Here is a 24923-nt window from a genome sequence, read left to right on the forward strand (position 1 = left end):
GTCAGTCGTCCGTCTGGACCTGCTTCTCCTTCGATAGTACCCGGACGTCTTCGATACGCGTGTCGGGATACTGCCCGTCGGCGTCCTTCTCCGCGGCCTTGACCATGTCCCATACTACGTTGAGACCGGTCGTCACGCCTTCCAGCGCTTCCATCTCGCAGCCGGTCTTTCCGGTCGTCTCGACGGCGACCCGCAGGGTGACGGTGTCCCCCTCGACCGTGAACTCGGTGTCGACCCCCGTGACGGGAATCTGGTGGCACATCGGGATGGTCTCCCAAGTATGCTTCACCGCCTGTATCGCGCCGATTCGCGCCGTCGCCAGCACGTCGCCCTTCTCGACCTCGTTCGCCCGGATGGCGCCGACGGTGGTCGGTTGGAGGCGGATGGTGCCCTCGGCGACGGCCCGGCGCTCCGAGTCCGGCTTGTCTCCGACGTTGACCATCTGTGCCTCGCCGGAGTCGTCGACGTGGGTGAGGTCGTCTGCGGGACTGGTGTCGGACTCGCCCTCTCGGCCGCTCATTCGCGGTCACCCCACATGGCTCGCGGAATCCCATCCAGCAGGTCGGAGGCGAGCAGACCGTAGCCTTGCTCGTCGACGACCGCGTCGCCAGCCTTGCCGTTGACGTGGGCGGCGACCGCGCCCGCGGTGACGGGCTCTTGCGTGCTCGCGAGCGCGCCACAGATGCCGGCGAGCACGTCGCCGGTTCCGCCGACGGTCATACCCGGGTTGCCGGTCCGGTTGACCCGCGTCGTCTCGCCGTCGGAGACCACGTCGTACGGACCCTTCACCAGCAGGGTCTGCCCCAGGTCCGCGGCGAACGATTCGACCAGTTTCCGGCGCTCGCGCCAGTCGTCGGCGGTCTCCCCGCCCATGTCGACGAGTTCGCCCTGGTGGGGCGTACAGAGCAGGTCGGCCTCGGTATCGACGTCCGGGACGACCCGGAGGGCATCGGCGTCGACGACGGCCGTTCCGTCGAACGAGGAGAGGAACTCGCGAACCGCGTCGAGCGTCCCGTCTGCCCTGCCGAGCCCGGGGCCGACGACTACGCAGTCCACGTCGAGAGCCCGGTCGAGCAGCTCGTCGACGTGCTCGGGCTGGAGCAGGTCGCCCGCGAGCCCGTGGACGATGAGTCCCTCCTCGTAGCCCTGTACCTCGCGAGCGACCTGCTCGGGACAGGCGAGGTGGACGAGGTCCGCGCCCGCCCGCATCGCTGCCTGCCCGGCGAGGGCGGGCGCCCCGGTGTACGGGCCGCCACCGACGACGAGCACCTCGCCGAAGTCGCCCTTGTGGGCCGAGGGGTCCCGGCCGAGGACGCGGAGGTCGCCCCGCTCGACGAACAGCTCCGCGGTGGCCGGGATGCCGATGTCGGCGACGGTCACGGTCGCATCGAGCGAGTCGAGGCCGGGTTTCTCGTCGTGAAACGTGACCACGTGGTCGGCCTCGACCGCCACGCCGTCCGCCTGCCCGGTGTCGGCGTCGACGCCGGAGGGGACGTCCACGGCGACGACGGTCGCGTCCGAGTCGTTGATGGCCTCGGCGGCGGTCGCCTCGGGCTCTCGAAGTTCTCCGGTCACGCCGGTTCCGAGCATCGCGTCGACGACCACGTCGCAGTCGGGGAGGTCGAAGTTCGCCGAGTCACGGACCTCCTCCGTGGTGTACTCCGCGTCCTGCAGAGCGTCCCAGTTCTCGCGGGCGATGTCGGTCGAGATTGTCTCCTCGCGGCCGAGCAGGAACGTCTCCGTCTCGTAGTCGTCGAGAAATCTGACCGCCACGAAGGCGTCCCCGCCGTTGTTCCCTCGCCCGGCCACGACGCAGACGCGGTCGCCGGGGTCGGCGTGCTCGCGGACCACCCGGGCGGTGGCGTTCCCGCTCGACTCCATGAGCTGTTTCCGCGGGACGCCGAGGGCGGCGGCGTTCTCGTCGACCTGCGCCATCCGGTCGCTCGTGATCATACGCGGGGCTTCGCAGGGCGGGACGTAAAGAGTACGGGAGAGCGACCCGAGCACCGTTTCGCCACACGCCAAAGGGTTTCCGGGTCGCCACCGAACCCTCTAGCATGAACCTCCCACCGGTCGGCCTCGGCACCATGGGCATCGACGACCCGGACGCCATCGCCGCCGCCCTCGACGCGGGCTACCGTCACCTCGACACGGCACAGATATACGACAACGAAGCCGTCGTCGGGGAGGGCCTCGCCCGGAGCGATGTGGTCCGGGACGACGTCTTCCTCGCGACGAAGGTCTGGGCGACGAACCTCGCTCCCGAGGACGTGCGCGAGAGCACCGAGGACAGCCTCGACCGCCTCGGCGTCGACTCGGTCGACCTGCTCTACGTCCACCGGCCAATCGAGGCGTACGACCCCGAGACGACGCTCCCGGCGTTCGACGAGCTGGTCGAGGACGGCCTCACTGAACACGTCGGCGTCTCGAACTTCACGCGCGACGAACTCGACGAGGCCCGCGACGCCCTCGATTCGCCTATCTTCGCCCACCAGATAGAGTACCATCCGTTCTTCCAGACGCCCGACCTGCTGGCCGACGCGCGCGAACACGACGAACGGGTCGTCGCCTACTCGCCGCTGGCACAGGGGAAGGTGTTCGACGAGCCAGCGCTCGCGACAATCGCCGACTCCCACGAGACCTCGCCCGCCGCGGTGGCGATCGCGTGGCTCTGTGCGAAGGAGGGTGTCGCGACGATTCCGAAAGCGGGGAGTCGCGAGCATCAGGAGGCGAACCTCGCGGCAGCACAGCTCGAACTGACGGAAGCGGAGTGTGCCCAGATCGACGAGCTGGCCCGGGGCGAGGAGCTGTTCCCGGAGTAAAGAGCAACCGCCAGGACCGTCTCAGTACGTCGTCGTCAACCGCTCGGCCTGGTAGCTGTTCGTCAGCCAGTCGACGAGCCCGGCTACCTGCCGGATGGTGACGAAGTTGTTCGTCTCGGCGACGCCGCCTTCGAGGTCGTAGCGAACGCCGTCCTCGGTCACGAGTACCGCGAGGCCCTTGTGGAGGTTCGGCGCTGCCTCGAAATAGGCGTCTCGAACGGCGCGAAGCTCCTCGTCCGTGCCCTGCCACTTGCCCGATTCCTCGTGGAGACCGTCGAGCACGCGCCGTTTGAGTGCGGAACCGTCGACCGCCGCCGGGACGAACGCCTCCGGGTGGCCGAAGTCAGACGCCCCGAAGAAGACCAGATGGCCGTCGAACTCCTGGGACCTCGTCCGGCAGACGGCAGCGATGGCGTCAACGTCGAGAGTGGACTCCTCGTCCGACTCTCTGAGTCGCGCTATCGAGTCTCTCCGCATAGCGGCCTGTTCGGCGAGTGATTCGAGGTAGCGGTCGTTCAGGTCGGCGATGGGTGAGTCGTCGGTCATCGGTGTCTCGGGAACCGGTGGTCAGTATCGGATCCGGAAGTCTTCTTCGTCGGTCGGTTCTTCGTACGTCACCTCGACGTCGGTAACGCTCGCGGCTGGGCTGCCCTCGTGACACCAGTCGACCATCGATTCGACGGCAGATTCTGGCCCCTCGAAAACCGCCTCGACCCGACCGTCTTCGAGGTTGCGGACCCAGCCGGCGACCCCGCGTTCGTCGGCCGTATCGCGGGTGTTCGCCCGGTAGTAGACGCCCTGTACCCGTCCCGTGACGAAGACGTGTGCCCGGACGCGGTCGCTGTCGGTCATGGTCGTCGGTTCGTCGACGGGAGTGAAAAATTCTGGCGTCGGTCACGGGGCCGACGCCGTGTTCGCGCAGTGTCGCCGTCCGATTTCCGAGGTGCTATCGGTATCGGAACTATATCGTATCTATGAAAGAATGGGGAAGTGAGCAGTTAACTGACTACTTGGAGAACTTGCTCGAGAGGGTGACTTCGTCGTCGTTGATGTCGTCGACGGAGTCGTGCTTGAGCTCGAAGGTGTCCTTCTTCTCGTCCTCCCAGCCCAGCTTCTTCCGCATCCCTTTCGAGAGAGTCGATTCCGGCTTGATGTACGCTTTGTTGCCGCTCACTCGCTCGATTCGTCCGATCGTGTCGCCGTCGTTGGACACTACCTTCTTACCCTTGTCGTTGTCTTCGAATTGTCGAACCATTTGTATACTCCGGACGTCCCCGCCCTCCGAATCAGCGGTGGGCGAGTGTCCACCTCCTTATTGGACATTAGAGGATATATAACAACAGCTTGATAATTATTTCTAGGAATCAACAGTTCGATTCTATATCGGATTGACATCATTTTGGGCGGCCCGGTCGTGGAGACGTTCGGCGACGTCGTCGAGGTGTTCGAGGCCGACGACCGCGACCACGTCACCCCGATTCCGGAGTGAGGCCAGGTGTCGGGCCATCGTCTTCTCGCGCGCCTCGTCGAGTAGTGTGAGCGGAAGTGGTGTCTTCGTGGCCCGCCTCAGTGCCCGGTTCCGCGCGATGAACCGACGCTCGTCCTCAGCCTGGACTGCCGGTAGGTCCTCGCGTGTGCAGTCGTGAGATATCTCGGGGACGGCCTCGTCCATCGAGACGAGCCCCAGCGGGCCGACCGTGGCCGTTACTCTGCACTCGAGCGCGTGCCGAGAGAGACCGTACACGTCTCCGAGGACCCGACGAACGGTCAACATCGCTGTTTTCTCGTTCCTGAGTTCTGCGGCCATCGTCCTGAGGAACGACCACGTGGGCGCGTCGATTCCGACGACACTGGCGTCGGTATCCATCGCCTGGATGGCCGCGCTCATCTCACCGCCGCGGCTGGGTGGCGACCGCTCCTCGCGCGCGTACTGCTCGAACAGGGGAACGGCGAGCGGCGCGAGTTCGAGTGCGACCACGTCCGGGCCGTACGTTTCGACCACGTGTTGGACGCGGTGGACACTCGCGGGGTGGTCGTGGACGATTCCGAGCAGGACGAGCCGTCCGGCTGTGGCCGTCGGCGGTACGGTCCGGACGTGGTCGTCGTTCACTCGGGGGTCGTCGATACTATCGAAGTCGATTCCAACGTCATCACTGGTTTCAGCCATCGTGGTGGGGGGAAGCTGAGCGACCTGCCTGCACGTCGCATCGAGATTGAGATGGGTTACGCCCCGAGAAATAAAGCCTTATCGGCAGTCTCACCGCGATGAACTGTCCGGGCGACAGGTTTCACCCGTCGAGACGGTACGGCCGCTTCGGGGCGTTTTTCCCGCCAGCCCACCAACCGCCGTCCATGTCCCAACACCGGAGCAACATCGCGCCGAGTACCCTCGGCGTGGAGTTGCAGGAGGGTGGCGTCGCCGTCGAGTACACTGACGGCCGGTCCGTGTTCTACCACGGCGTGCCGGAGAAGCGAGAGGGGAGCGTCGAGTGTCCCCCGGGCAAGCACGTCCAGGTCCTCGTCACGGACCCGACCGAGACGGAGGGCGTCCTCGTCTACGTGAACGACCTGAAGACAGACGACGACATCCTCGAATCGACCGGTGTCGGTCGACTACTGCTCGGCGCCGGCGAGGAGGAGGAGCTGTTTCCGGGCGTCCACGTGAAACGCGGCGGTGTCCGGACCACCGTCTCCGCGGACCCCGACGAGGCCCGCGGACGCGTGTTCGTCTTCGCCGAAGACGAGATGAGCGAGCACTCCTTCGAGATCGTCTGATGCCGCTGCGGAAGCGCTGGCACGCCCTCGACCGAGCCGTGCTGGGACGGGTCCCCGACCGCCTGGGGATGTACGAACTCGGCGACGAAGAAGGAGAAGTCGTCGAGGTCGGCCACGGCGTCCTCCGTGACGAACTGAAGAACGCGCTCTCGTACTCGCGGGCAGCGACGGTTCGCTGGGAGGCCACCCAGACGCGCGAACAGGCGGCTGCACTCGCACGCGAGCACCGTGACCGACTCTGACTCCCGGGACGTATCGACGCTCGTCCGCGCTCGGCCGCGACGCCGTCACTGGATGTAGGACGGGTCGTCCCCGTCACACTCTGCCTCGTGTGCCCTGGCATCGGCCGGGTCGTCGAACAGGAGGCCGCAATCCTCACATTCGTGCCACGTCGTGCCGTCGAGACTGGTCTGCGTGACCATGTAGCAACCGTGGACAGCCGCACCCTTTGGCGTTTCCCGGGGTCGTCATGTTCGGTGGCGTGACACCTCTCCCGGAGAGGGGAATTCTCAAGACCACGCGGTGAAAAATACCTGTCATGAGCTCTCAGGAAGGGACGGACCTCGTCCTGACGGTGCGAGCCGCCGAGAAGCGCGATGCCGGACGCGGCGTCGCGCGCATCCCAGAGTCCGCGCGGAAGGCTCTCGGGGTTCTGAGCGGCGACACCGTCGTCATCGAGGGGTCGCGCCGGACGGTCGCGAAGGTCTGGCCAGCGGGGTCGGAGGTTCCCGACGGCGTCATCCAGATAGACGCCGACGGACGTGCCAACGCGGGCGCGAAGATCGGCGATACGGTCACGGTCTCGGCCAGGGAGGTCGCCGACGCCGAGGTCATCCGGCTCGCGCCACCGGACTCGGTCGGGCGCGTCCCGGCTGGGCTCGTCCAGCGCGCCATCACGCGTGACCTCGAGGGACGGCCGGTCAGCGTCAACGAACGGATCCGACTCGAGCGCATCTCGACCGCTCCGTTCCAGATCGTCGGGACGGTACCCGACTCGCCGGTTCGCATCACGGCACAGACCGAGATACAGGTCACCGGCTCCGGGTCGGGAGGAACGACTGCCGACACGGGTACGGAGGCCGGCTCCGGCGGCGGCCCGGGGACGGGCAGTGACCGCGGAGCGTCGACCGTCGCCCAGTCGCCGCCACCTGAACAGCAAAGCGGGGTCACCTACGAGGACATCGGTGGGCTGGACGACGAACTCGAACTCGTCCGCGAGATGGTCGAACTCCCGCTCTCCGAACCGGACCTCTTCCGGAAGCTGAACATCGACCCGCCGCGCGGGGTCCTCCTCTACGGCCCGCCCGGCACGGGGAAGACGCTCATCGCGAAGGCCGTCGCCAACGAGGTCAACGCCGAGTTCATCACCATCTCCGGCCCGGAGATAATGTCGAAGTACAAGGGCGATTCCGAAGAGCGCATCCGGCGGACGTTCGAGCAGGCTCGAGAGAAGGCACCGGCCATCATCTTCTTCGACGAGATAGACTCCATCGCGGGCAAGCGCGACGAGGAGAGCGACGTCGAGAACCGCGTCGTCGCCCAGCTCCTCTCGCTGATGGATGGGCTCGAATCCCGCGGCGACGTCGTCGTCATCGGCGCGACGAACCGCATCGACTCGCTCGACCCGGCCCTCCGTCGCGGCGGTCGCTTCGACCGCGAGATAGAGATCGGCGTCCCAGACGAGCGCGGCCGCCGCGAGATACTCGACGTGCACACCCGCGGGATGCCGCTCGCAGAGGACGTCGACCTCGACAGAATCGCGGCTCGGACGCACGGCTTCGTCGGCGCCGACCTCGACAGCGTCGCGAGCGAGGCCGCCATGGTCGCCATCCGGAACCGGCCCGCCGACGACGAGGGACGACGGGCGTGGAACGAGGACCCGAAGGTCTCGAGGGCGGACTTCGAGGCCGCCCTGGCGTCGGTCGAACCCAGCGCGATGCGTGAGTACATCGCCGAGAAGCCGAACGTGACCTTCGACGACGTGGGCGGGCTGCACGACGCCAAACAGACCCTGCGCGAGTCCATCGAGTGGCCCCTCTCCTACGGTCCGCTATTCGAGGCTGCGCGGACGAATCCGCCCTCCGGGGTGTTGCTCTACGGGCCTCCCGGCACCGGGAAGACGCTCCTGGCGCGTGCTCTCGCCGGGGAGACCGGCGTGAACTTCATCCGCGTCGACGGGCCGGAGCTGCTCGACCGGTACGTCGGCGAGTCGGAGAAGGCGGTCCGGAAGGTGTTCGAACGCGCCAGACAGGCCGCTCCCTCCATCGTCTTCCTCGACGAGATCGACGCCGTCGCTGGCGAACGCGGTGACGACGGTCACGAGGTGACCGAGCGCGTCGTCTCACAGCTCCTGACCGAACTCGACGGGCTGGCCGAGAACCCGAACCTCGTCGTGGTAGCGGCGACCAACCGCAAGGAGTTCCTCGACCGAGCACTGCTCCGGCCGGGACGACTCGACACCCACATCGAGGTTCCGGAGCCGGACCACGCCGGCCGCCTGAAGATACTGCAGGTCAAGACCGCAGAGAAGCCCATCGGCGACGACGTCGACCTCGATGCGCTCGCCGGCGAACTCGAAGGGGCAACCGGTGCAGATATCGAGGCGTTCGTCAGGGACGCCTCGATGCGCGCCATTCGGGAACTCGCCGACGGACTGCCGCCCGAAGTGGCGAACGCGAAGCGCGACGAGCTCGTCATCGAGGGCCGTCACTTCGAGGCCGCGATGGAACGGCTGTCCCGGTAGGACTCCACGACCCGGTTCTGTCGGCCCACCCCGTGTTTCGGTCGACGACCGCCGGACCCGAAGGCCCATACCAGCCTCCGCCGAACCCCCGGTTATGAGCGACGTCGTCATCGAACAGCTCCCACCCGACGAGGCGTTCGAACTGCTCGGACACGAGACGCGCTTTCGCATCCTCGAAGAGCTCGGCGACGCGGACGGGAACCTCTCGTTCAGCGAACTCCGAGAACGCGTCGGCGTCCGCGACACCGGCCAGTTCAACTACCACCTCGGGAAGCTGACGGGACGGTTCGTCACGAAGGCGGAGCCAGACGACGGTGACACTGGGGGCGATGATGACGATGGGAGCGAACACGACGACGAAATCGGTGGCTACCACCTCACCGGTGCGGGACGGCAGGTCGTCGGCGCGGTCCTCTCCGGCGGGTACACGAAGGCGATGGACGCCGAGACTGTCGAGATGAACGCGACCTGTCTCGACTGCGGCGAACCGATGGAACTCGCGTTCGAGACCGACTCCGTCCGGGTCACGTGCACCGACTGCGGGATGCAGTTCACGGACGTCGAGGTCCCCGCGGGTGTCCTCGAAGGCTACGGCCCGGACGCTGCCGCTGCGGTCGTCGACCGGTGGCTGAAACGACATCTCGGAATCGCATCCCTCGGCTTCTGTCCGACCTGTCACGGCCAGCTCGCGCGACGACTGCAGGTCCCTGCCGACCCCGACGCGCCGGACTGGCTCCCCGACGACGACGAGTTCGAGGTCGTCTCTCGCGCGGAGTGTCGTCGCTGCAGCCAGAACTGGTACAGCGACCTCGGGGCTGCGCTGCTCTCGCATCCAGCAATCGTCGCATTCCATCACGAGCACGGCGTCGACGTCCGAAGTCGGCCGATGTGGGACCACGAGTGGCTGTCGACGAAGACAGCCGACGTGGTTCAGCGAGAGCCCCTCAGGGTCGAACTCGCGCTGTCGCTCGACGACGAGCGGCTCGTCCTCACCGTCGACCGGGACCTGCAGATCGTCGAGGAACGACGCGAACCGGTCGACGCGAACGATGCTCCCACGGATCCTACGGCGTGAGGAGAACGTACCCGACGAGATAGCCACCGAGTGCGAACGTCACCGTCGCGAGACTGGTTCCGAGCCCACGCAGCGCGGTCTCCCGGTCGATTCCGTCCGACGTCGCCAGTGACGGAACGGCACCGATAACGAGTCCCGTCCCGATGGCTCCGAGCGCGAAGTGGTACGCGAGGTCGAGCGTCGGCGGCTGGATGTAGAGCGCGGCGACGGCGAACCCGGTCCCGAGGACGGCTCGCGACGTGACGAACTCTCCGAGCCGTCGCCCTCGAAGCGAGAGGTAGGTCCAGATAGCGGCCCAGGCGAGCACTACCTCCAGCGAGAACAGCAGGACGAGGTTGACCGTCGGGTCCGACGCGAGTGCGAGCTTCGACTCCGGCCCTACGGACGAGAGTGGGTACAGGAGCGTCGGTGGTGACCCCATGAAGAAGTCGCCGAAGGGGTGACTGAGGAGCCCGACAGCCGCGGCAAGCGCGATGAGTCGCGACGGGACCGCACGTCGCAGTCCGGCGACCGTCAGGCCAGAACACGCGAGTAGATAGAGCGTGATGGTCACCGCACCCAGCCGCTCGTGGCTCGAGAGGACGATGGCGTAGAGGAGGCCGACGACGACCAGCAGCCCGATGCCTGACAGTGCCTGCCTCGTCCGGTCTGTTCCCGCCCGAACCGCTCCCAGCAGGCAGACGAATCCCGCCCCGAGCAGCCCGACCACGAGCGAATGCGTCAGTGCGCGGTGGACCGCCCACGAGCCTGCCTGCGCCCAGACGTGCTCCGTCGTCGGGAAGAGGTTCTGCGGGCCAACCTGCACGACGACGTAGAGCGTGTACGCGAGGTCGACGTCGGGCACCATGCCGAAGCCCCCGGCGAGGAATGCGAGCGAGAGCGCCCGAGAGCGCGTGGCTGTCAGCCGTCGGCTCAGGAGGCCCCCGAGGGCGAACCCGAGCAGTCCGTGCCCGATGTACACGTTCCATTCTGCCCCGTTCTCGGCTATAAATCCGCGGGTCGGTCCCGGTCGGTCCCGGTCGGCTGCAGACCCGCGCGTGTTCGTTCTCAGACCCGTGCGTAGCTGTTCTCAGACCCGTGCGTAGCCGTTCCAGAAGATATCCGACGCCCGGTGGCGGTCGTCGTAGGCCTTCAGGCCTCGACCAAGGAGTCCCCGCAGGTACAGGTCGTCGTACAGCGTCGAGTGGGTGTAGTCGACGAACGTCACGGGGACGACCAGGTCGCCGTCCTCACGGAGGACGCTCCCGACCGCGGTGTAGGCGTGTTTGTGCCGGTAGTCCGTGACGACGCCGCCGAAGACAGGAGCGGACTGCTCGTGGGCGGGGAGGGCGTGGAGCGCCTCGATGGACCGGTGGACGAACTCGTAGCAGAACAGGCCCGTGTTCTCGCCGGCGAGCAGTGCATCGAAGCTGACGGGGGACTCGAAGTGCCGGCGCAGGTCGCCGTGGCCCATGAGGACGTTATCCTCGACCGAGCCGGCGGTATACCGACGGAGATCGTAGTTAGAGTACTGCCGGAAACCACCGACCAGCCCCTCGACGATGCCCTTGGGCTCGGCCGCGTCGGCACCGGTGAATCGCCGGACCGTCTCGGTCGTGGTCGGGCGATACCGGTCCCCGCGCAGTCGCATCACCGTGAACGGACGGGTCTCTGCGTCTCGGAGGCGGTCGAAGAACGACCCGTACTGGTGGAACTCGAACCGGACGGCCGGCAGCTCGGCCGCGTTCTCCGCACCTCCCATCGCTGCGAGAATCGGGTCGTCACGGACGAGTTCCTCGACGACGCCCGGCAGGCCGTGGCGTTCGTCGATTGCGGCGCCCTCCTCCGAGCCGGTTCCGGCGAGGGAGATCGTCGTCTCACCTTCCTCCCCGGTCAGTGTCAGCTGGCCGCCGCCTGCGAGCGTGACTCGCGTTCCGTCGACCGTCGTCTCGAACGGGGTCGGGCCGAGCCGCTGACCGGAGAGCGTCGCGAGGTCCTGGGTTATGAGGTTCGTTCCGAGCAGGACGCCGTAGCCGAGGAACACGTTGTCGACGGCCTTTCCGGCCCCGAGCGCCGTCAGCCCGCCCGCGCCAGCGAGCAGCCGGCGGCGGGTGACGTGTGACGAACTGGTGTCGGTGGTGTTGGCGCGTTCAGCGTCGTCACTCTCCACGTCGTTCTCGTTACCGGCGACGAACGAGCCTGCTCGCCGTCGAACCGCCTCCCAGTTCACACCTGACACTCCGCTGGCGCGAGGGTAAACCTTGTGTCACCTGTCGACCAGCTGTGTCACGGATTCACCAGCTCTATCACCGGTCGACCAGCACCGTCTCGCCCGCACGAACGGTGTCGCCCTTCTCGACGAGCAGGTCCTCGCGCTCGACTTCGGGCGGGAACAGCACGTCTGCCCGGCTGCCGAACGCGATGTGGCCGAGTCGCTGGCCGCGAGCGAGTTCGTCCCCAGCTTCGACCCAGGGATGGATCCGCCGGGCGAACGCGCCGGCGATGAGCGTGACCTCGGTGTCTCCCGCCTCGCTGTCGAGTCGGATGTGGACCTTCTCGTTCCTGTCCGAGTCCTTCGAGAACGCGGGACGGTGCAGTCCGGGCGAGTGTTCGACCTCGGTGACGGTTCCCGAGACGGGGGCACGATTGACGTGGACGTCGGTCACGTTCATGAACACACCCACGCGAAGCCGGTCACCCTCTTCCCTGACGACGGAGACCGTACCGTCGGCGGGCGAGACGGTACCTGACTCCGGCGGCGAGCGCGGCGGGTCGCGGAAGAAGTGGAGCGTCGCTGCCGCGCCCAGCAGACAGGCGATTCCCGCGAGGGGTGTCGCGAGTACGGTAGCGATAGGCGAGGCCGCGGCGAGGACGGCGGCGTATCGGCGGCCGGCGGGTACGAAGCGCATCTCGTTCGGGAGGCGGTGTCGAAGGGGTTTGTGCGTTTCGGGGTCGGTTCGTGCGTTCCGGGGACGGTTCGTGTGTTCCGGGGACGGTGTGCGGTTACATCCCGGAAACTACGACCAGAAACTCTGCGTCCGGGCGTACTCGCGCTCCTGGGCCAGGATATCCCGGTAGAAGTCCTGTTCGTTCTCCCTGAGCTTGCTGATGATGCGCGCCGCGTTGTGCGGACCGACCCCGCGGGCGGCGAGGGCGACGACGGCCTGTTTTCCGTGGGACTGCACGAGACTCGCGGCTCGGTAGGCTCGCTCCGTCTGCTTCTCCTGCTCGTCGTCCTTCTCGCTCGCACGGACGGCCGAGACGACCTCCTCGGCCCACGGGTTGAGCGCCGCTATCATCGTCGAGCCGCAGTTCGGACACTCGGGCTGGTCCCGGACCCGTCGCACCTTCGTCTTCTGTTTCCAGTCCTTGCAGTGGACACAGCACAGGAGGACGCGGTCGTTCTGTATGCGCTCTTTGACAGTCTCGATGACGCTCGCGTCGGCGTTCTCAGGGGCGAGCAGCTCCTTTCCGGCGGAGTGGCCGTCCGTCCCGATGGGCGTCAGCTCGCCGTGGAAGACGACCTCGACCTCCCCGGACTGGATCGCCCGGAGCAGCCGGCTGGCGTCGTCGACGGCCAGGTCCTCGTGGAAGACCTCGCGCACCGCCTCGTCGTACATGGGGGTGTCGCGCAGCGCGGCAAGGAGTCGGTCGCCCGACATCCCCCTGCCCTCCCACCGCTTCAACGACCCGAACTTCGCCGCGACCTGTGCGAGCCGGAACTTGAGCGCGTCGGAGTTCTTCAGCGAGAGTTCGATGAGCGGTTCGACGTGGTCTGGGTCCGTCGTCTCCAGCACCTCGACGAGCTCTGCGGGGCGGAGATTCGACGGGACCTCCAGTTCGATGCGGTACGGGTCCGAGTCCATCCCGATGGTCGAGCCCGTCCGCTGGCCGAGCAGCGCGGACAGGAGGCGCCCGAGCGTCTCGTTCACCTTGTGGCCGTAGGGCGCGTTCACGACGAACGTCTTCGCTCGCCCCTCGACGACGATGCGGTCTGCCGTCGGCATCGGCGCCTCGGCGTCGACCTGTCGCTCCAGCTGTTCCAGTGCGGAGACGACCGTCGTCTCGTCGGCCGGATACCGGTTACAGAACTCGCGGGCGACGGCGGTCCGGGGCGCACCGCGCTGGAACTGCGGCTCGGCGACCGCGCGCAACTCGCCGACCTCCCGCGCGACCGACTCGGGGACGGGAATCTCCTGGCCGATCCAGGTCGGAACCTCGCCCGCAGGGTCCTCGATGGGAGAGACCTTGACCTTCCCCTCCTCGTCGTCGACCTCGACGATACGCCACATCTCGCCGCGCTGGATGAACACCTCGCCGGTCGTGGCGAAGTTGACGACGAAGCGTTCGTCGAGCGTCCCGACCTGCTGGCCGGCGGCCATGTCGTAGACCTCGTAGGTCTCCTCGTCGGGTATCATCGAGAGGTTGGCGTAGACGTACTGCCACGTCCCACCGGTCTTCTCTATCTGGTCGGCCTCCTCGTCGAGCCAGACGACCCGGTTGCCGTGGAGTTCGCGAACGACGCCCCGGAACGCCTCCTCGGAGAGGTTGCGGAACGGGTACGCCCGCGTGACGAGTTCGTAGGCCATGCGCGCGTCGATCTCGCCCTCGTCCATGCAGAGCCCGGGAATCTGGTTGGCGACCACGTCGAGGCTCCCGTCGTGGATGGCCGCCGGCTCGACCTCCCCCGCCCTCGCCTGCCGGGCGATGGCCATCGCCTCGAAGGTGTCGTCGGCCCGGGTCGTCACGATAGTCCCCGCCGAGACCTCGTCCCGGCGGTGCCCCGCCCGGCCGACGCGCTGGAGCAGCCGGGCGACCTCCCGCGGGCTCTGGTACTGGATGACGTGGTCGATGCGACCCACGTCGATGCCCAGCTCCATCGAGGAGGTACAGAGCAGCGCGTCGATGTCGCCCGCCTTGAACGCGTCTTCGACCTCGATTCGCGCCTCCTTCGAGAGCGACCCGTGGTGGACGCCGATGGGCAGGTCGAGCTCCTTGAAGCGAGAGCCCAGCGCCTCTGCGGTCTGGCGGGTGTTGACGAAGATGAGCGTCGAGTCGTGGTCGTCGACGATGTCACGGATGGTCCGGACGTGACTCGCCACCGTCGCGTCCGTCATCAGCTTCCCGGCGAGGCGTTCGTCCTCCTCGGTCACCTCGGGTTCGAGCACTCGCAGGTCGAGGTTGCTCCCGACGGAGACCTCCCGGATGGCACAGTCGCGACCTCCGGTGAGGAACGCCCCGACCTCGGCCGGGTCGCCGACCGTCGCGGAGAGGCCGATTCGCTGGTACGGCCCGGCGAGCTCACGGAGCCGCTCCATCGCGATGGTCAGCTGTGCGCCCCGTTTCGAGGCCGCGAGTTCGTGGACCTCGTCGACGACCAGGTGGTCGAGGTCCGAGAGCGCCTCGCGAAGCTTCGAACCGGTCAGCATCGCCTGCACCGTCTCGGGCGTCGTCACCAGCACGTCCGGCGGGTCGTTCGCCTGCTTCGTCCGCTGGTACTGCGTCGTGTCGCCGTGACGAACGTCGATGTCGAGGCCGAGCGTCTCACCCCACCAGTCCAGCCGCTCTCGCATGTCGCGGTTGAGCGCCCGAAGGGGCGTGACGTACAGTGCGCCGATGCCGAATCGCTCCTCACCAGCGGCGGCAGCCTCGTTCGCCTGTACCAGTGCGTCGAACACGGGGAGCATCGCCGTCTCGGTCTTGCCGGTGCCCGTCGGCGCGACCACGAGCGTGTGTCGACCCTCGCCGATGGCGGGGAGAGCCTCACGCTGGGTCGCCGTCGGCGTCTGGAAGCCTCGCTCCGAGAGCGCGGCTCGCACCTCGTCGCCGAGTACTGTGAACGCGGCGGCACCGGCTGTCATCGGGCTCACTAGTGGAGCGAGTACAATGAATCGCTCGCCGCACTTTCTTTCAGCAATTCCCGTTGGCGAGTTGAGCAATAGGACTATCGTCTCCTGTCACACTCTCTTCGTCAGGTAATGAGTGTATCCGGTGGCTGGTATGGGGGATACACGGTGGACGCCGAATGGGACGGTGTCACGGTGAAGAAGGGGCTCGACCTGACGACTGAACCGCTCCCGGCGATAAAGTTCGCGTTCGAATCGGAGCGCGACTCGACCGTCGGGATACGATTGACAGAGCAGTTACCCGACGAGGTGACGTTCGACCACGTCGCGGTCCACACCGACCATGGCGGTCGGAACTGGACCGCGTTCGAGGACGGGAGACTCGTCTTCACTGGAGCCGTGTCTCCGGGTGAGACCGTCATCACCCTGTTCATGGTCTGGCTCGAACGACCCGAACACGTCTTCCGGTTCCTGACGGAGCCGTACGTCAGGGGGACCTCGGACCCGAACGCGCCCTCCCTGCGGCCGGTCGGCGTCGAGACGACCCTCCGCGTCGTCGATGGGTCGTTCACCGCCGACGAACGGTTCGCCGACGTGCGCGCCGACGTTGCCCGCTCCCTGGGCGAATCGACTGCCACGTCTACCCCGGACTCGGCCGAGCCGGCCCTCCAGATAACGGTCGACCACGGCACGACGGCCTGGCCGCACCCCGTGCATCGCGTGGGGAACTGCGACCTCGACCGGCCCACGACCGACGACCTCGAACATCTCGCACCGGAAGCGGGCGCGCGTGGCGACCACTTCGTCCGCGTCGAGACGCGCGATACATATCACGGCGGCGGCGCCGTCGTCGTGGTGCAGGAGCTGGCGAACGCCTTCGACATCCGCGGTCGTCGCGTCATCGGCGAGGGGACGGTAGACGTGGTCGAGGCCGTCATCAGGACGGACCAGCCGATCGACCGTATCCTCACCTCCCTCGCCGAGCGCGAGCAGGTGTCGGACGTGCTCGTCTCGCCGCTATTCGAGTCGGACGCGCCACAGCCGTTGCCCGCGCCGCCGGGGACGATGGGGCCCGACACTGCGAGCACGTTCGAAGAGCTCCAGTCCACCTTCGACCCGGTCGATGCCGCGGAGCTCGAGGCTGAACTCGACGCGGCGTCCTTCCCGGAGCTGTGGGACGACGACGACCTGAGCATCGACGAGCTGCTCGCGGCGGTCGACTCGGAGGCAGATTCGACCGCCTCGAGCCCGTCGGGAGATAGTCCACCGGCCGAGGAACCGGCACGCGAAGGACGCTCGGACGATGCGGACGACGGGACATCGACAGGGTCGGAGGCACGTGCCGAGAGTGACGTCGAGTTCGACCCGCCGGACGACGACGAGATACGCTGGGTCGTGGCGACTGAGCAGAGCGACTTCGCGACCCGACCTTCGACGTGGCCCGACGTCGCCGAGCTACGAACCGGCCCCAGTCCCGTCCCAGACGGTGAGTCCGCCGATGCTGAAGGGAGCGGTTCCACGGGCCAGATTCATGGCCCTGACCCGCTCGACTCCGGCGCTCCGACCACGGCGAGAGTGGGCGAGACTGGAGTGGGCGAGGCCGGTCCCGATGAGGTGTCAGAGACCGAGATTGCGGAGACCGAGGACGGTGGTGACGAGACTTCCGCGAGCGTTCCGGTCGACGGCCCGCCGGCCTGGGGTCGCACGTTCGAGCCGTTCGCCGACGATGCCGCCGATTCGGAGACCGCAGCCGAGGTCGAAGCACTCACCGAACTCGTCGAGGACCTGCAGACACGCCTGACCGCGCTCGAAGCGGAACTCGAGGAAGAACGGGCGGAGCGTCAGACCCGCTGATACGGGCCGAGCCGCGTCCCGTCGAGAAGGTACGCATCACCGCCGACGAGCCCGTCGGGGAGGAACGGCGAGAGGAAATCGTTGTTCGCGTTGACCCACGTTCCGCCGCAGAGTTCGTTGAACGCCGGAAAGACCACCAGCGACGGGTCTCGCCAGTCCGCTATCAGCGACTCGTCGTGGGCGGCGAACGGGTCCGGAGAGAGCCTACCACGGAGCCAGACTCGCTCGATTCGTCCACCGCCGACCTCGTCGGTCAGGCGCACGCACGGATGTTCGTGTCCCATGCAGACGACGTCGGCGGCGAGTACCTCACGCGATGGCCAGGTGTGGCCGTGTGTGAAACCGACGTCGCCGATCCGCGTCCCGCGGCCGTCGGTGACCGCCGCGTCGATCCACGTCTCCAGGTCGCCGTCGTGGTTCCCCTTCACCACGGTCGTCGGAACCGGGAGCTCCTCGAGCAGAACCTCTATCTCGCCACGCTCCGCGCCGCCGGGACCGCCGATGGAGTGCATGAAGTCGCCGAGAACGACGAAGCGGTCCGGCTCGGTCTCGTGCACGAGGGCGAGGACTGCCTCCCGACGGTCGGACGCGTGGCTCTGAACGTGAACCCCGCGTTCGTACCGAAACGCGTCCTCGATACCCGCGTGAAAGTCTGCGACGACGAGGAGTCGGTCGCCAGCCGTCTCGACGACGGCTGCCGGACTGTCCGGGACCGGCTCCACGCTCGCCATCAGATCGGCTTGAGCGTGTCGTCGTCGGGCTCGTAACAGTGCCCGCCGATGAGCGCGTTCTGGATGGCGTCGTCGACCTCGTCTTCGGTCGCACCGGTGTCGGCGACGACCCGTTCGACGACCGCGGCGCGGTTCGCGCCGTCACCGTCGTCCAGGTCCGACATCACCTCGATGACGTAGTCGTCGAGGTCGACGTCGACCTCGTCACCGGCGTCGGCGTCGCTGTCTTCGTCGGCCTCACCGGCGTCGGCCGATTCTGTGGCTGCATCCTCGGAACTCCCGTCAGCGTCCTCGGTGGCCGGTTCCGGTTCGGCTTCCTCGGGCGGTTCGGGCGTCTCGATGTCCGATTCGCCCGCATCGGGTACGTCATTTCCGGAGCTGAACTCGGTTCCGAACTCCGCTTCGATCTCGGCGCGCTCCTCGTCGTCCATCTGGTACATCCCGTCGGCGCTGGCCGCCGCGGGGTCCGCGCCGGCGTCGGAGTCTGCTGCCTCGACGGTCCCCGGTTCGGGCTCCTCCTCGACACCCAGATCGCCCGGCTCGAAGTCTCCGAGGCTGCCGTCGTCGGCCGAATCGTCGGCTACCGTGTCGGCCGCTTCCGGTTCAGTCTCGGCTGACTCGCCGGTTTCGCCGACCGAGGTCTCGTCCGAGAGCTCCGACTCGGCTTCGGTTCCAGTGCTCGATGCACCCGACGCGCTGGCGGTCGCTGCGACCGTCTCCGGCTCGGTAGTGGCCGGCTCGGATTCCGACGGCGTCGGCTCGCTCGCGGACTCGGAGGGCCCAGAATCAGTCTCGCTCACATCGGTATCGGATTCGCCGAGGTCGACGTCGGATTCGCCGAGGTCGGACCCGGATTCGCTCAGGCTGACATCAGCCGTCTCGGCCCCGGAACCCTCCGCTGTCGGCTGTGCGTCCTCGTCGGCCGTTTCCGAAGGGGCCGGCTCTGCCCTCGCATCGACCGGGACGACGCCGAATGCGCTCCGGTCGCGGTCACGCAGGGATTCCCAGGTGGCCGTCCCGTCGCCGGACTCGTCCGGTGCGAGCGAGAACTCGCGGACCTCGTCCCGGTCGCCGGCGACGACGCGGACCGCGTCGAGGGCGACCTCGCGCAGACCGGCGAGGTACGCCGGCGTGGTCCCGTAGTGGTCGAGTGCGAGCGGGATACCCGCGGCCAGCCCCGGCGGGACACCTTCCGCTTCGAGGGCACGGCGGAGCTCGTCGCCGGTCGCGTCCATCGTCGCGGCCTCGGCCATCGTGGCGATACGCTGGAGCGTCTTCTCCGCGCAGGTTACGACCCAGCGGTCGCGGGTGTCGGCGTCGACCGCGTTGATGCTCTCCGGGCGGATGGAGGTGAACACGCGGTCGGAGTCGTCCGGCGAGAAGGTCCGTGCCTTCCCGGTGATGGCGACGAACGCCGGCGGCGTGGTCGACTCGAGGACCGCCATCTCGTCGGGCTGGTACTGGCCGGCGTAGACGACGAACGCACCGGTCGGGTCGACGACCCGGCCGCGGAGCACGTCGTCGTTGACCGATTCGACCTCGGTCAGGACGCCGACCGCGAACATCCGGTTCGCGCGGGCACCGGTCGGGGTCACGACGTAGTTCGGGGCGCGCTCCTCGTCGGACTCCTGGTGTGAGAGCGTCGCGTCGTCGAACTCGTTCGCGAATAGTCTGTAGGCGACCTCGCGGCGCTGTATCTGGCTCATGCTTCGACCCCCGTGAGCAGCGCAGCAGCACGGTCGGCGGGGTCGTCCTCCGTCCGGCCGAACTCGGTCGCGTCGAGGTTCGCACCGTAGTCGTCGACCGAGAAGTGGCCACGGACCCGGTACTCGCGTCCGACGATGTGCTGGCGGATGCTGTCTGCCACGACCTCCTTGTCCATCGCCTCGCGGGCCTGCGCCTTCGCGTCCTCGATGGTGCCGTCGTACACCTGTTCGGTCAGTTCGCGGTCGAGTACGACCGTCGCGGTCGAACTCCCGTCGTCGAGGATGGCCTTCACGCGCAGATCGTCCTCGCCCTCCACGTCGCCGTGGGCGCGGCACTGCCCGTTCTGGACGACGCGGTTGCACTCGGGACAGCGCTCTATGAGGCCGGACCCCTCGCGGACCGCGATGACGCTCCCGACGAGCGCCACGTCGTAGATGCCGCCGGAAGCGACCGCTTCGGCTATCGACATCTCGCTCGCGGCCGAACCGACCGAGACGTCGCGGTCGAGTTCGGTGACGGTGGTGAACTCGGAGACGTTGACCTCCGGGACACCACGGTACTCACGGACGTACGCGTTCTCGATACGGACCGGTTTGCCCGCCTCGATGGCCGGGTCGACCTCCCAGCAGGTGAACGGGAGCCGGCCGGACTCGTCGCCGAAGACCCCGCTCAGGATGTCCGTCTCGCCGTTCCGGCCGTCGATGGTCCGGCGTTCGACCTCCTCGACGGCGACCTCTACGGTCACGCCGCGGTCGCCGGAGCGAAGGTCCCGGAGGGTCGCCTCGCCGCCGACGTCGTAGGGGACCTCGAGCGCTTCCTCGAGGAACGAGAGCGACGTGCTCTCACCGAGGTTCAACTCGGCCTTGCCGTCCCACTCGCGGACGCCGGCGTTGCCCGCCTGGACCGTGTCTCCGGCGGTGAGCCCGAAGTCGGTCCACGCGGTGTAGGATATCTTCCCGGTCTCGTCGGCGAGTTCACCCTCGAAGATGACCGTCTCCTCGCCCTGTGCCTGGATGGACCGCTTGCCCACCGTCAGGACGCGCCCCGTGACGCTCACGCTGGAGTCAGTCGGGGCGATGTCGGCAATCTGTTTCTCGGACGGTGCGGAGCCGCCGCCGCCACCCGAGTCGTCGCCGTACTTTCGGCGAAGGCTCTGGACGGCCTCGTCCATCGGGACGCTGTACGAGCGCAGGTTCTGCAGGTCGGATTTGACCTCCTCTTTGTCGACGCCAAGGTCGGAGGCGAGCTCCTCGGCGCGGTCGTCGAGACTCATGGCAACTCGTTCGGCGCCATCGTTTAAAAGGATTCGTGGGACCGAAATCCATTCATCGCGGACCCCGTACCCGGAACCATGTACGTCCACGTCAACGCCGCGATGAGCGCCGACGGCAAGCTCGCCGCCCGCACGCGGGAACAACTCAAAATCAGCGGGTCGCAGGATTTCGAGCGCGTCGACCACATCAGGGCGCAGAACGACGGCGTCATGGTCGGCGTCGGAACCGTGCTCGCCGACGACCCCTCGCTGACCGTGGACGCCTCCGAGCGACTGGACAAGCGGGAGGCACAGGGATTGAGTCGACAGCCTGCCAGGATCGTTGCCGACTCGCGGGCGCGGACCCCGACGGACGCCCGCATCCTCGACGAGTCAGCCGAGACGTACGTTCTGGTGGGTTCGGCCGCCCCAGACGACCGAGTCGAGGCACTCGAGGCGGCCGGCGCGACGGTCGTCGTCGCCGGTGACGAGCGTGTGGACCTCGGCGAGGCGCTCAACTCGCTCGAAACGCACGGCATCGAACGCCTCATGGTCGAAGGCGGCGGCGAGCTCATCTTCTCGCTGTTCGAAGCCGGGCTGGTGGACGAGATGACGGTCTACGTCGGCGCGCTCGTGGTCGGCGGTCGAGACGCGCCGACGCTGGCCGATGGCGAGGGGTTCGTCGACGATTTTCCGGAACTCGACCTGGAGGGAATCGATGCGATGGACGACGGCGTCCTGCTCCGCTGGAAGGTACTGTGACTGGGATGCCGCGACGTTCGTGGTGGATTCACCAGATAGTTGGGCGATAGAGTTACATGGGCACTGTGCTTAGGTACCCATTGTCATGGGAGACACCAAGCGTGGACGCGAACGCAAGCACCTCGGTAAGGAATCCCAGATACTCGAAGAGGACATCGAGTATGCGAAGAAGGTGGTTACAGGAGAGAAGGCCGAGGAACCACCGCTCGGCGACGAAGATGAGGACATCGAACTCGACCTCGAGACAGAGATCCTCTACGTAGCACCGTCCGACGACTAGGCTGACGACCCACGACCCATCGACGATTTTTCGAGTGCGTCCCTGACGAAGGAATCGACGCGAGCGACCGGTATGCCACCGACCGCGTGCTCCGCGGGCGGAATCGTCTTCGGGAGCGTCAGCTCCGCCTCGGTGAAGACCTGTCCGACCACCTCGTCGCCTTCACCCGCTCGCTTTCGAGCGACGAGGTCGCGAGTCCGCCGGATGATGCTCGCATCGACGAGTTCGACGGCGTCGAGCTCGTCGAGGAACGAGGGGAAGTCGAGCGTCGGGAACCGGTGGGTATCCCGGACGTACCTGGCGATGAGCACCGCCCGGACGACGTAGAGAGTCCGTTTCACGGTCTGGTCGCACGCGCCCGCCGCGAACCGGTCGTCTCCCTTCGAGACCCTGACGAGCGATTCCGCTGTTCGAGAGGGGGACACCGGCTCGTCGGTCGGTCGGCACAGCCACTCGTCGGCGGTCTCATCGACCACGACGTAGGCCGGTTCGCCGTCCGCGAGCAGCCGGCGCTGGAGGTACTTCCGGAACTGACGCTCGGCCAGCGACCGGTAGTGATGGTAGAGGCGCATCCGCTCGAACTCGTCGGCCACGTCGGTTTCGAGCGCCGCGAGCGGCTCGAACTCCCGGTACCGAACCGGCGTGTGAAGGAACTCCAGGGCCGTCGGATTCGACTCGACGAGCAACTCCGCGAACCGCGTCAGGTTCCAGCCGGTCAGCTCGAGCGCGGGCGGGTAGCTCGTCTCGACCGTCTCGACGTAGCCCCGGAGCGTCGCATATTCCGCGGCTGGCTGTCTGAACAGGAAGGCGACGTCGTAGTCACTTCCGTCGTCGTCGAGCCCCCACGCGCGGCTGCCGAGGTCGCGGGCGGCGAGCACGGTGAAGTCGTGGGTCGATTCGACCTCGGCCAGGGCATCGTCGAGGCCGGGGAGAACGACGGTCATGGCTACAGGTTCGGCGGCCGTCGGAAAAAGGACGAGTGTGGTGTGGTGGCACGGCGGGTCGTCGACCGAGCCGACCCACGGACCCGCGCCGGGTCCGAACGAGCGTCTCGCTCAGTGCTGGTGACCGGTCGCCTCACCGAAGGTGACGCCGAAGCGCTCTTCGAAGAGGTCCATGGCGCTCTGTTCGACGGCCTCGAGGTGTTCGTCGGCATCCTCGCCGTGGTGGACGATGTGGTGCGCACGGGAGGCGAACGAGAGCATCGTGATGTCGCCGACGACCTCGGCGGGCGACTGTTCCCCCTCCGCGAGCAGCTCGACGAGGTCGAGCGGCAGTGTCACTTCGTCGGCGTCCTCATCGGATTCGATACTGAACGTAACCGTCTCGATGTCGTCTGCCATGGTTCACCCGAAGTCCGGCGGCCGTAAAGCCTCTGTGGGTTCGCTGTCCTGTCCCGCCACGAGAGAGGCGACGGTTCGAAGAAAACGAGGACGATGGACGAGTTCGGTCCAGTGTCACTTCGGTCCCTCGTCCTCGAACGCCCCGCCGAAGCTGAACTTCGCTCCACCGGCGTCGCTCTCCTCCAGTCGGAGCTTCCAGCCGTGAGCGACCGCGATGCGGCGAACGATGGCGAGCCCGAATCCGGTACCGTCGCGGTTCGTCGTGAAGCCACGCTCGAACACCTCGGAGCGATGCTCGGGGGGGATACCCGGGCCGTCGTCGGCGACGAAGAAAGCGTCGTCGTTCGCCCCGACTGTGATGGTCAGCGAACCGTCATCTCCTCTCCTGTCGATGTCGTTCGCCTGGGCGTTCGACCCTCCGTTGGCGATGGCCTCCGCGGCCGATTGCTGGTGGCTCTGCGAACTTCGTTCTGTGACGTCCCCCGTCTCGGAATCGCGTTCCGGCGTTCCGTGTTCTATCGCGTTCCGGAACAGGTTCTCGAGCGCCGTCCTGAGTCGCTCTCGGTCCGCGAGCACCGTCCGGTCGGTCGTCACCTCGAGTGTGGCCTCGCCGGAGTCGATGGTCGACCAGGCGGCGCGGGCGACACGGTGGAGCGAAACCTCGGTCTTCTCGCCGATATCCGCCCCCTGCTTCGAGAGGGTCAGTAGCTCGTCGATGAGCCGTTCCATGCGCATCGCAGCATCGCGGATATCGTCGAGGTACTCCAATTCGCCGGTCTCGGTGACGTGTTCCGAACACGCGACGACCACCGACAACGGACTCCGGAGGTCGTGGCTCACGATGCTGGTGAACTCGTCGAGCCGTTCGTTCCGTTCACGGAGGGCTCGGCGCTGTGCGGCCTGCTCGAGGGCCGCACCGGCGTTCCGCCCGAGGATGGTGAGCAGTTCGACGGTCGAATCGGCGAGCTGACCTGCGTGGGGGATCCCGGTTGCGAGGAGGCCATGCGTTCCGAGGGGGACGAACAGCGTCGTCGAGATCGGAAGGTCGGGATGCGAACGGTCGGGCGTCTCTTCGAAGTTGTCGACGAGGACGCGCTCGTCGTTCTCGAACACGTTCATCTCGAACGTGTTGGGGTGTATCGGGCGCAGGTCGAGGGATTCGGCACCGTCGATGACCCGAGCACCATCGGTTCCGGCGACGCCGTGCAATGGACCCGAGTCACCGTCTCTGAGCCAGACGGAGACGAACGACTGGTCGAGGACGCACTCGGCGACGTTCACGGTCGTCTGGGCGATGACCGACTCGTCGTCGGCCGCGAACAGGTCCCGGCTCGCCTCGCTCAGCGCGGCGAGGCGCTCCTCGTGGGACAATGGCTCTTGCCCACGTTTGAGCACGACGATCGTCTCGCCGTTCGTCGTCTTCACGAGGGATAGTCGTGAGACCTCCCGTCCGACGCCGTCTGGTCGGGCGATTCGACCGAACCATCTCCCAGTCCGTTCCATCGAGGAAAGTCCTTCACGGAACACTCCGTGGGTCTTCCGAGGGAGGGTCTCTTGCCACTCCGTATCGAGGAGGATTGCTGGGTCGTCGTAGCCCAGTCGCTGGGCGTACGCCCCGTTGGCGAACACGTATCTCCCTTCGTCGTTGAGGACGGCGACGCCGACCGAGCGGTCGATGTACTGCTGGACGGCACTCGCCTCTCGTGAACCCATCGTCGTAGCAAAAAGGTCGGGAACCGTTAAAAAACGGCTAC

At 67.1% G+C, this 24923-nt stretch carries 25 protein-coding genes; 8 read left to right on the forward strand and 17 right to left on the reverse strand.

Annotation, left to right across the window (positions count from 1 at the left end):
- Window position 1 precedes the first annotated feature (1 nt).
- On the reverse strand, window positions 2-520 hold the full coding sequence (gene moaC, locus ACSC1Y_RS02245; RefSeq protein WP_435332965.1) for a cyclic pyranopterin monophosphate synthase MoaC: 519 nt from the start codon (window positions 518-520) through the stop codon (window positions 2-4).
- On the reverse strand, window positions 517-1953 hold the full coding sequence (locus ACSC1Y_RS02250) for an NAD(P)H-hydrate dehydratase (RefSeq protein ID WP_435332966.1): 1437 nt from the start codon (window positions 1951-1953) through the stop codon (window positions 517-519). Before ACSC1Y_RS02250 ends, moaC begins: the two co-directional genes overlap by 4 nt.
- A 104-nt stretch (window positions 1954-2057) precedes the next feature.
- Here ACSC1Y_RS02250 and ACSC1Y_RS02255 point away from each other — a divergent pair, with 104 nt between their 5' ends.
- A complete protein-coding gene (locus tag ACSC1Y_RS02255) occupies window positions 2058-2822 on the forward strand; it encodes an aldo/keto reductase (protein ID WP_435332967.1) in 765 nt (254 codons plus the stop codon).
- Between the two features lie 21 nt (window positions 2823-2843).
- On the opposite strand, the gene ACSC1Y_RS02260 is transcribed toward ACSC1Y_RS02255, so the two are convergent.
- From ACSC1Y_RS02260 to ACSC1Y_RS02275, 4 genes are all read right to left on the reverse strand, one after another.
- Window positions 2844-3368, reverse strand: a complete 525-nt coding sequence (locus tag ACSC1Y_RS02260) for a hypothetical protein (protein ID WP_435332968.1) — start codon at window positions 3366-3368, stop codon at window positions 2844-2846.
- 21 nt (window positions 3369-3389) lie between these two features.
- Window positions 3390-3674: an acylphosphatase gene (locus tag ACSC1Y_RS02265; RefSeq protein WP_435332969.1), complete on the reverse strand. Its 285-nt coding sequence runs from the start codon at window positions 3672-3674 to the stop codon at window positions 3390-3392.
- Window positions 3675-3828: 154 nt separating this feature from the next.
- Entirely contained in the window at window positions 3829-4077 is a 249-nt protein-coding gene (locus tag ACSC1Y_RS02270; RefSeq protein ID WP_435332970.1) for a DUF8593 domain-containing protein, read from the reverse strand.
- A gap of 123 nt (window positions 4078-4200) precedes the next feature.
- Complete coding sequence (locus tag ACSC1Y_RS02275; RefSeq protein WP_435332971.1) at window positions 4201-4932, reverse strand: TraB/GumN family protein; 732 nt, start codon at window positions 4930-4932, stop codon at window positions 4201-4203.
- Window positions 4933-5174: 242 nt separating this feature from the next.
- Between ACSC1Y_RS02275 and ACSC1Y_RS02280 the strand changes: the two genes are divergently transcribed.
- Both ACSC1Y_RS02280 and ACSC1Y_RS02285 read left to right on the forward strand, forming a co-directional pair.
- Window positions 5175-5597, forward strand: a complete 423-nt coding sequence (locus ACSC1Y_RS02280) for a DUF5796 family protein (RefSeq protein ID WP_435332972.1) — start codon at window positions 5175-5177, stop codon at window positions 5595-5597.
- Window positions 5597-5839, forward strand: coding sequence for a DUF7508 domain-containing protein (locus ACSC1Y_RS02285; protein ID WP_435332973.1), 243 nt, complete (start codon window positions 5597-5599; stop codon window positions 5837-5839). Before ACSC1Y_RS02280 ends, ACSC1Y_RS02285 begins: the two co-directional genes overlap by 1 nt.
- Window positions 5840-5884: 45 nt before the next feature.
- Here the strand turns inward: ACSC1Y_RS02285 and ACSC1Y_RS02290 are convergent, their stop codons facing one another.
- Window positions 5885-6019 carry a DUF7128 family protein gene (locus tag ACSC1Y_RS02290; protein ID WP_435332975.1) on the reverse strand — a complete coding sequence of 45 codons (135 nt, stop codon included), beginning with the start codon at window positions 6017-6019 and terminating at the stop codon, window positions 5885-5887.
- A gap of 116 nt (window positions 6020-6135) precedes the next feature.
- On the opposite strand from ACSC1Y_RS02290, the gene ACSC1Y_RS02295 reads away from it, so the two are divergent.
- Window positions 6136-8340, forward strand: a complete 2205-nt coding sequence (locus ACSC1Y_RS02295; protein ID WP_435332976.1) for an AAA family ATPase — start codon at window positions 6136-6138, stop codon at window positions 8338-8340.
- A gap of 94 nt (window positions 8341-8434) precedes the next feature.
- Window positions 8435-9415 carry a winged helix-turn-helix domain-containing protein gene (locus ACSC1Y_RS02300; protein WP_435332977.1) on the forward strand — a complete coding sequence of 327 codons (981 nt, stop codon included), beginning with the start codon at window positions 8435-8437 and terminating at the stop codon, window positions 9413-9415.
- Here the strand turns inward: ACSC1Y_RS02300 and ACSC1Y_RS02305 are convergent.
- The 4 genes from ACSC1Y_RS02305 to ACSC1Y_RS02320 form a co-directional block, all read right to left on the reverse strand.
- Window positions 9405-10376, reverse strand: coding sequence for a metal-dependent hydrolase (locus tag ACSC1Y_RS02305; RefSeq protein ID WP_435332978.1), 972 nt, complete (start codon window positions 10374-10376; stop codon window positions 9405-9407). The two genes, ACSC1Y_RS02300 and ACSC1Y_RS02305, sit on opposite strands and share 11 nt — an antisense overlap.
- A gap of 108 nt (window positions 10377-10484) precedes the next feature.
- Window positions 10485-11624 carry a hypothetical protein gene (locus ACSC1Y_RS02310; protein WP_435332979.1) on the reverse strand — a complete coding sequence of 380 codons (1140 nt, stop codon included), beginning with the start codon at window positions 11622-11624 and terminating at the stop codon, window positions 10485-10487.
- A gap of 76 nt (window positions 11625-11700) precedes the next feature.
- The gene (locus ACSC1Y_RS02315; RefSeq protein ID WP_435332980.1) at window positions 11701-12303 is read right to left on the reverse strand and encodes a protein sorting system archaetidylserine decarboxylase; all 603 of its coding nucleotides are present in this window, start codon (window positions 12301-12303) and stop codon (window positions 11701-11703) included.
- Between the two features lie 108 nt (window positions 12304-12411).
- Window positions 12412-15255, reverse strand: coding sequence for a DEAD/DEAH box helicase (locus ACSC1Y_RS02320; RefSeq protein ID WP_435332981.1), 2844 nt, complete (start codon window positions 15253-15255; stop codon window positions 12412-12414).
- 153 nt (window positions 15256-15408) lie between these two features.
- Here ACSC1Y_RS02320 and ACSC1Y_RS02325 point away from each other — a divergent pair, with 153 nt between their 5' ends.
- Window positions 15409-17094 carry an ICP22 family protein gene (locus ACSC1Y_RS02325; RefSeq protein ID WP_435332982.1) on the forward strand — a complete coding sequence of 562 codons (1686 nt, stop codon included), beginning with the start codon at window positions 15409-15411 and terminating at the stop codon, window positions 17092-17094.
- Here the strand turns inward: ACSC1Y_RS02325 and ACSC1Y_RS02330 are convergent.
- The 3 genes from ACSC1Y_RS02330 to ACSC1Y_RS02340 are packed head-to-tail and all read right to left on the reverse strand — an operon-like array spanning window position 17082 to window position 20805.
- On the reverse strand, window positions 17082-17825 hold the full coding sequence (locus ACSC1Y_RS02330) for a metallophosphoesterase (RefSeq protein WP_435332983.1): 744 nt from the start codon (window positions 17823-17825) through the stop codon (window positions 17082-17084). The genes ACSC1Y_RS02325 and ACSC1Y_RS02330 overlap by 13 nt on opposite strands.
- Window positions 17825-19531, reverse strand: a complete 1707-nt coding sequence (locus tag ACSC1Y_RS02335; RefSeq protein WP_435332984.1) for an RPA family protein — start codon at window positions 19529-19531, stop codon at window positions 17825-17827. The genes ACSC1Y_RS02330 and ACSC1Y_RS02335 overlap by 1 nt, the downstream gene beginning before the upstream one ends.
- Window positions 19528-20805: a Single-stranded DNA binding protein gene (locus tag ACSC1Y_RS02340; protein WP_435332985.1), complete on the reverse strand. Its 1278-nt coding sequence runs from the start codon at window positions 20803-20805 to the stop codon at window positions 19528-19530. The genes ACSC1Y_RS02335 and ACSC1Y_RS02340 overlap by 4 nt, the downstream gene beginning before the upstream one ends.
- Before the next feature lie 78 nt (window positions 20806-20883).
- Between ACSC1Y_RS02340 and ACSC1Y_RS02345 the strand changes: the two genes are divergently transcribed.
- Both ACSC1Y_RS02345 and ACSC1Y_RS02350 read left to right on the forward strand, forming a co-directional pair.
- Entirely contained in the window at window positions 20884-21546 is a 663-nt protein-coding gene (locus ACSC1Y_RS02345) for a 2,5-diamino-6-(ribosylamino)-4(3H)-pyrimidinone 5'-phosphate reductase (protein WP_435332986.1), read from the forward strand.
- A gap of 85 nt (window positions 21547-21631) precedes the next feature.
- Entirely contained in the window at window positions 21632-21826 is a 195-nt protein-coding gene (locus ACSC1Y_RS02350; protein WP_435332987.1) for a hypothetical protein, read from the forward strand.
- Here ACSC1Y_RS02350 and ACSC1Y_RS02355 read toward each other — a convergent pair.
- From ACSC1Y_RS02355 to ACSC1Y_RS02365, 3 genes are all read right to left on the reverse strand, one after another.
- Entirely contained in the window at window positions 21823-22770 is a 948-nt protein-coding gene (locus tag ACSC1Y_RS02355) for a nucleotidyltransferase domain-containing protein (protein WP_435332988.1), read from the reverse strand. The genes ACSC1Y_RS02350 and ACSC1Y_RS02355 overlap by 4 nt on opposite strands.
- 111 nt (window positions 22771-22881) lie before the next feature.
- Complete coding sequence (locus tag ACSC1Y_RS02360) at window positions 22882-23169, reverse strand: DUF7545 family protein (protein ID WP_435332989.1); 288 nt, start codon at window positions 23167-23169, stop codon at window positions 22882-22884.
- Between the two features lie 114 nt (window positions 23170-23283).
- Window positions 23284-24882: an ATP-binding protein gene (locus ACSC1Y_RS02365; RefSeq protein ID WP_435332990.1), complete on the reverse strand. Its 1599-nt coding sequence runs from the start codon at window positions 24880-24882 to the stop codon at window positions 23284-23286.
- Window positions 24883-24923 lie beyond the last annotated feature (41 nt).

Origin of the sequence: Haloarchaeobius lipolyticus (assembly GCF_051208015.1) — an archaeon.
Classification (GTDB): Archaea; Halobacteriota; Halobacteria; order Halobacteriales; family Natrialbaceae; genus Haloarchaeobius.

Excerpts from the sequence above, each read along its gene's own strand:
- ACSC1Y_RS02365 (WP_435332990.1), bottom strand. The coding sequence starts at position 24,882 with ATGGGTTCACGAGAGGCGAGTGCCGTCCAGCAGTACATCGACCGCTCG.
- ACSC1Y_RS02350 (WP_435332987.1), top strand. The coding sequence starts at position 21,632 with ATGGGAGACACCAAGCGTGGACGCGAACGCAAGCACCTCGGTAAGGAA.
- moaC (WP_435332965.1), bottom strand. The coding sequence starts at position 520 with ATGAGCGGCCGAGAGGGCGAGTCCGACACCAGTCCCGCAGACGACCTC.
- ACSC1Y_RS02345 (WP_435332986.1), top strand. The coding sequence starts at position 20,884 with ATGTACGTCCACGTCAACGCCGCGATGAGCGCCGACGGCAAGCTCGCC.
- ACSC1Y_RS02355 (WP_435332988.1), bottom strand. The coding sequence starts at position 22,770 with ATGACCGTCGTTCTCCCCGGCCTCGACGATGCCCTGGCCGAGGTCGAA.
- ACSC1Y_RS02265 (WP_435332969.1), bottom strand. The coding sequence starts at position 3,674 with ATGACCGACAGCGACCGCGTCCGGGCACACGTCTTCGTCACGGGACGG.
- ACSC1Y_RS02285 (WP_435332973.1), top strand. The coding sequence starts at position 5,597 with ATGCCGCTGCGGAAGCGCTGGCACGCCCTCGACCGAGCCGTGCTGGGA.
- ACSC1Y_RS02260 (WP_435332968.1), bottom strand. The coding sequence starts at position 3,368 with ATGACCGACGACTCACCCATCGCCGACCTGAACGACCGCTACCTCGAA.
- ACSC1Y_RS02270 (WP_435332970.1), bottom strand. The coding sequence starts at position 4,077 with ATGGTTCGACAATTCGAAGACAACGACAAGGGTAAGAAGGTAGTGTCC.
- ACSC1Y_RS02330 (WP_435332983.1), bottom strand. The coding sequence starts at position 17,825 with ATGGCGAGCGTGGAGCCGGTCCCGGACAGTCCGGCAGCCGTCGTCGAG.
- ACSC1Y_RS02360 (WP_435332989.1), bottom strand. The coding sequence starts at position 23,169 with ATGGCAGACGACATCGAGACGGTTACGTTCAGTATCGAATCCGATGAG.
- ACSC1Y_RS02295 (WP_435332976.1), top strand. The coding sequence starts at position 6,136 with ATGAGCTCTCAGGAAGGGACGGACCTCGTCCTGACGGTGCGAGCCGCC.
- ACSC1Y_RS02320 (WP_435332981.1), bottom strand. The coding sequence starts at position 15,255 with ATGACAGCCGGTGCCGCCGCGTTCACAGTACTCGGCGACGAGGTGCGA.
- ACSC1Y_RS02255 (WP_435332967.1), top strand. The coding sequence starts at position 2,058 with ATGAACCTCCCACCGGTCGGCCTCGGCACCATGGGCATCGACGACCCG.
- ACSC1Y_RS02315 (WP_435332980.1), bottom strand. The coding sequence starts at position 12,303 with ATGCGCTTCGTACCCGCCGGCCGCCGATACGCCGCCGTCCTCGCCGCG.
- ACSC1Y_RS02280 (WP_435332972.1), top strand. The coding sequence starts at position 5,175 with ATGTCCCAACACCGGAGCAACATCGCGCCGAGTACCCTCGGCGTGGAG.
- ACSC1Y_RS02300 (WP_435332977.1), top strand. The coding sequence starts at position 8,435 with ATGAGCGACGTCGTCATCGAACAGCTCCCACCCGACGAGGCGTTCGAA.
- ACSC1Y_RS02290 (WP_435332975.1), bottom strand. The coding sequence starts at position 6,019 with ATGGTCACGCAGACCAGTCTCGACGGCACGACGTGGCACGAATGTGAG.
- ACSC1Y_RS02250 (WP_435332966.1), bottom strand. The coding sequence starts at position 1,953 with ATGATCACGAGCGACCGGATGGCGCAGGTCGACGAGAACGCCGCCGCC.
- ACSC1Y_RS02335 (WP_435332984.1), bottom strand. The coding sequence starts at position 19,531 with ATGAGCCAGATACAGCGCCGCGAGGTCGCCTACAGACTATTCGCGAAC.
- ACSC1Y_RS02340 (WP_435332985.1), bottom strand. The coding sequence starts at position 20,805 with ATGAGTCTCGACGACCGCGCCGAGGAGCTCGCCTCCGACCTTGGCGTC.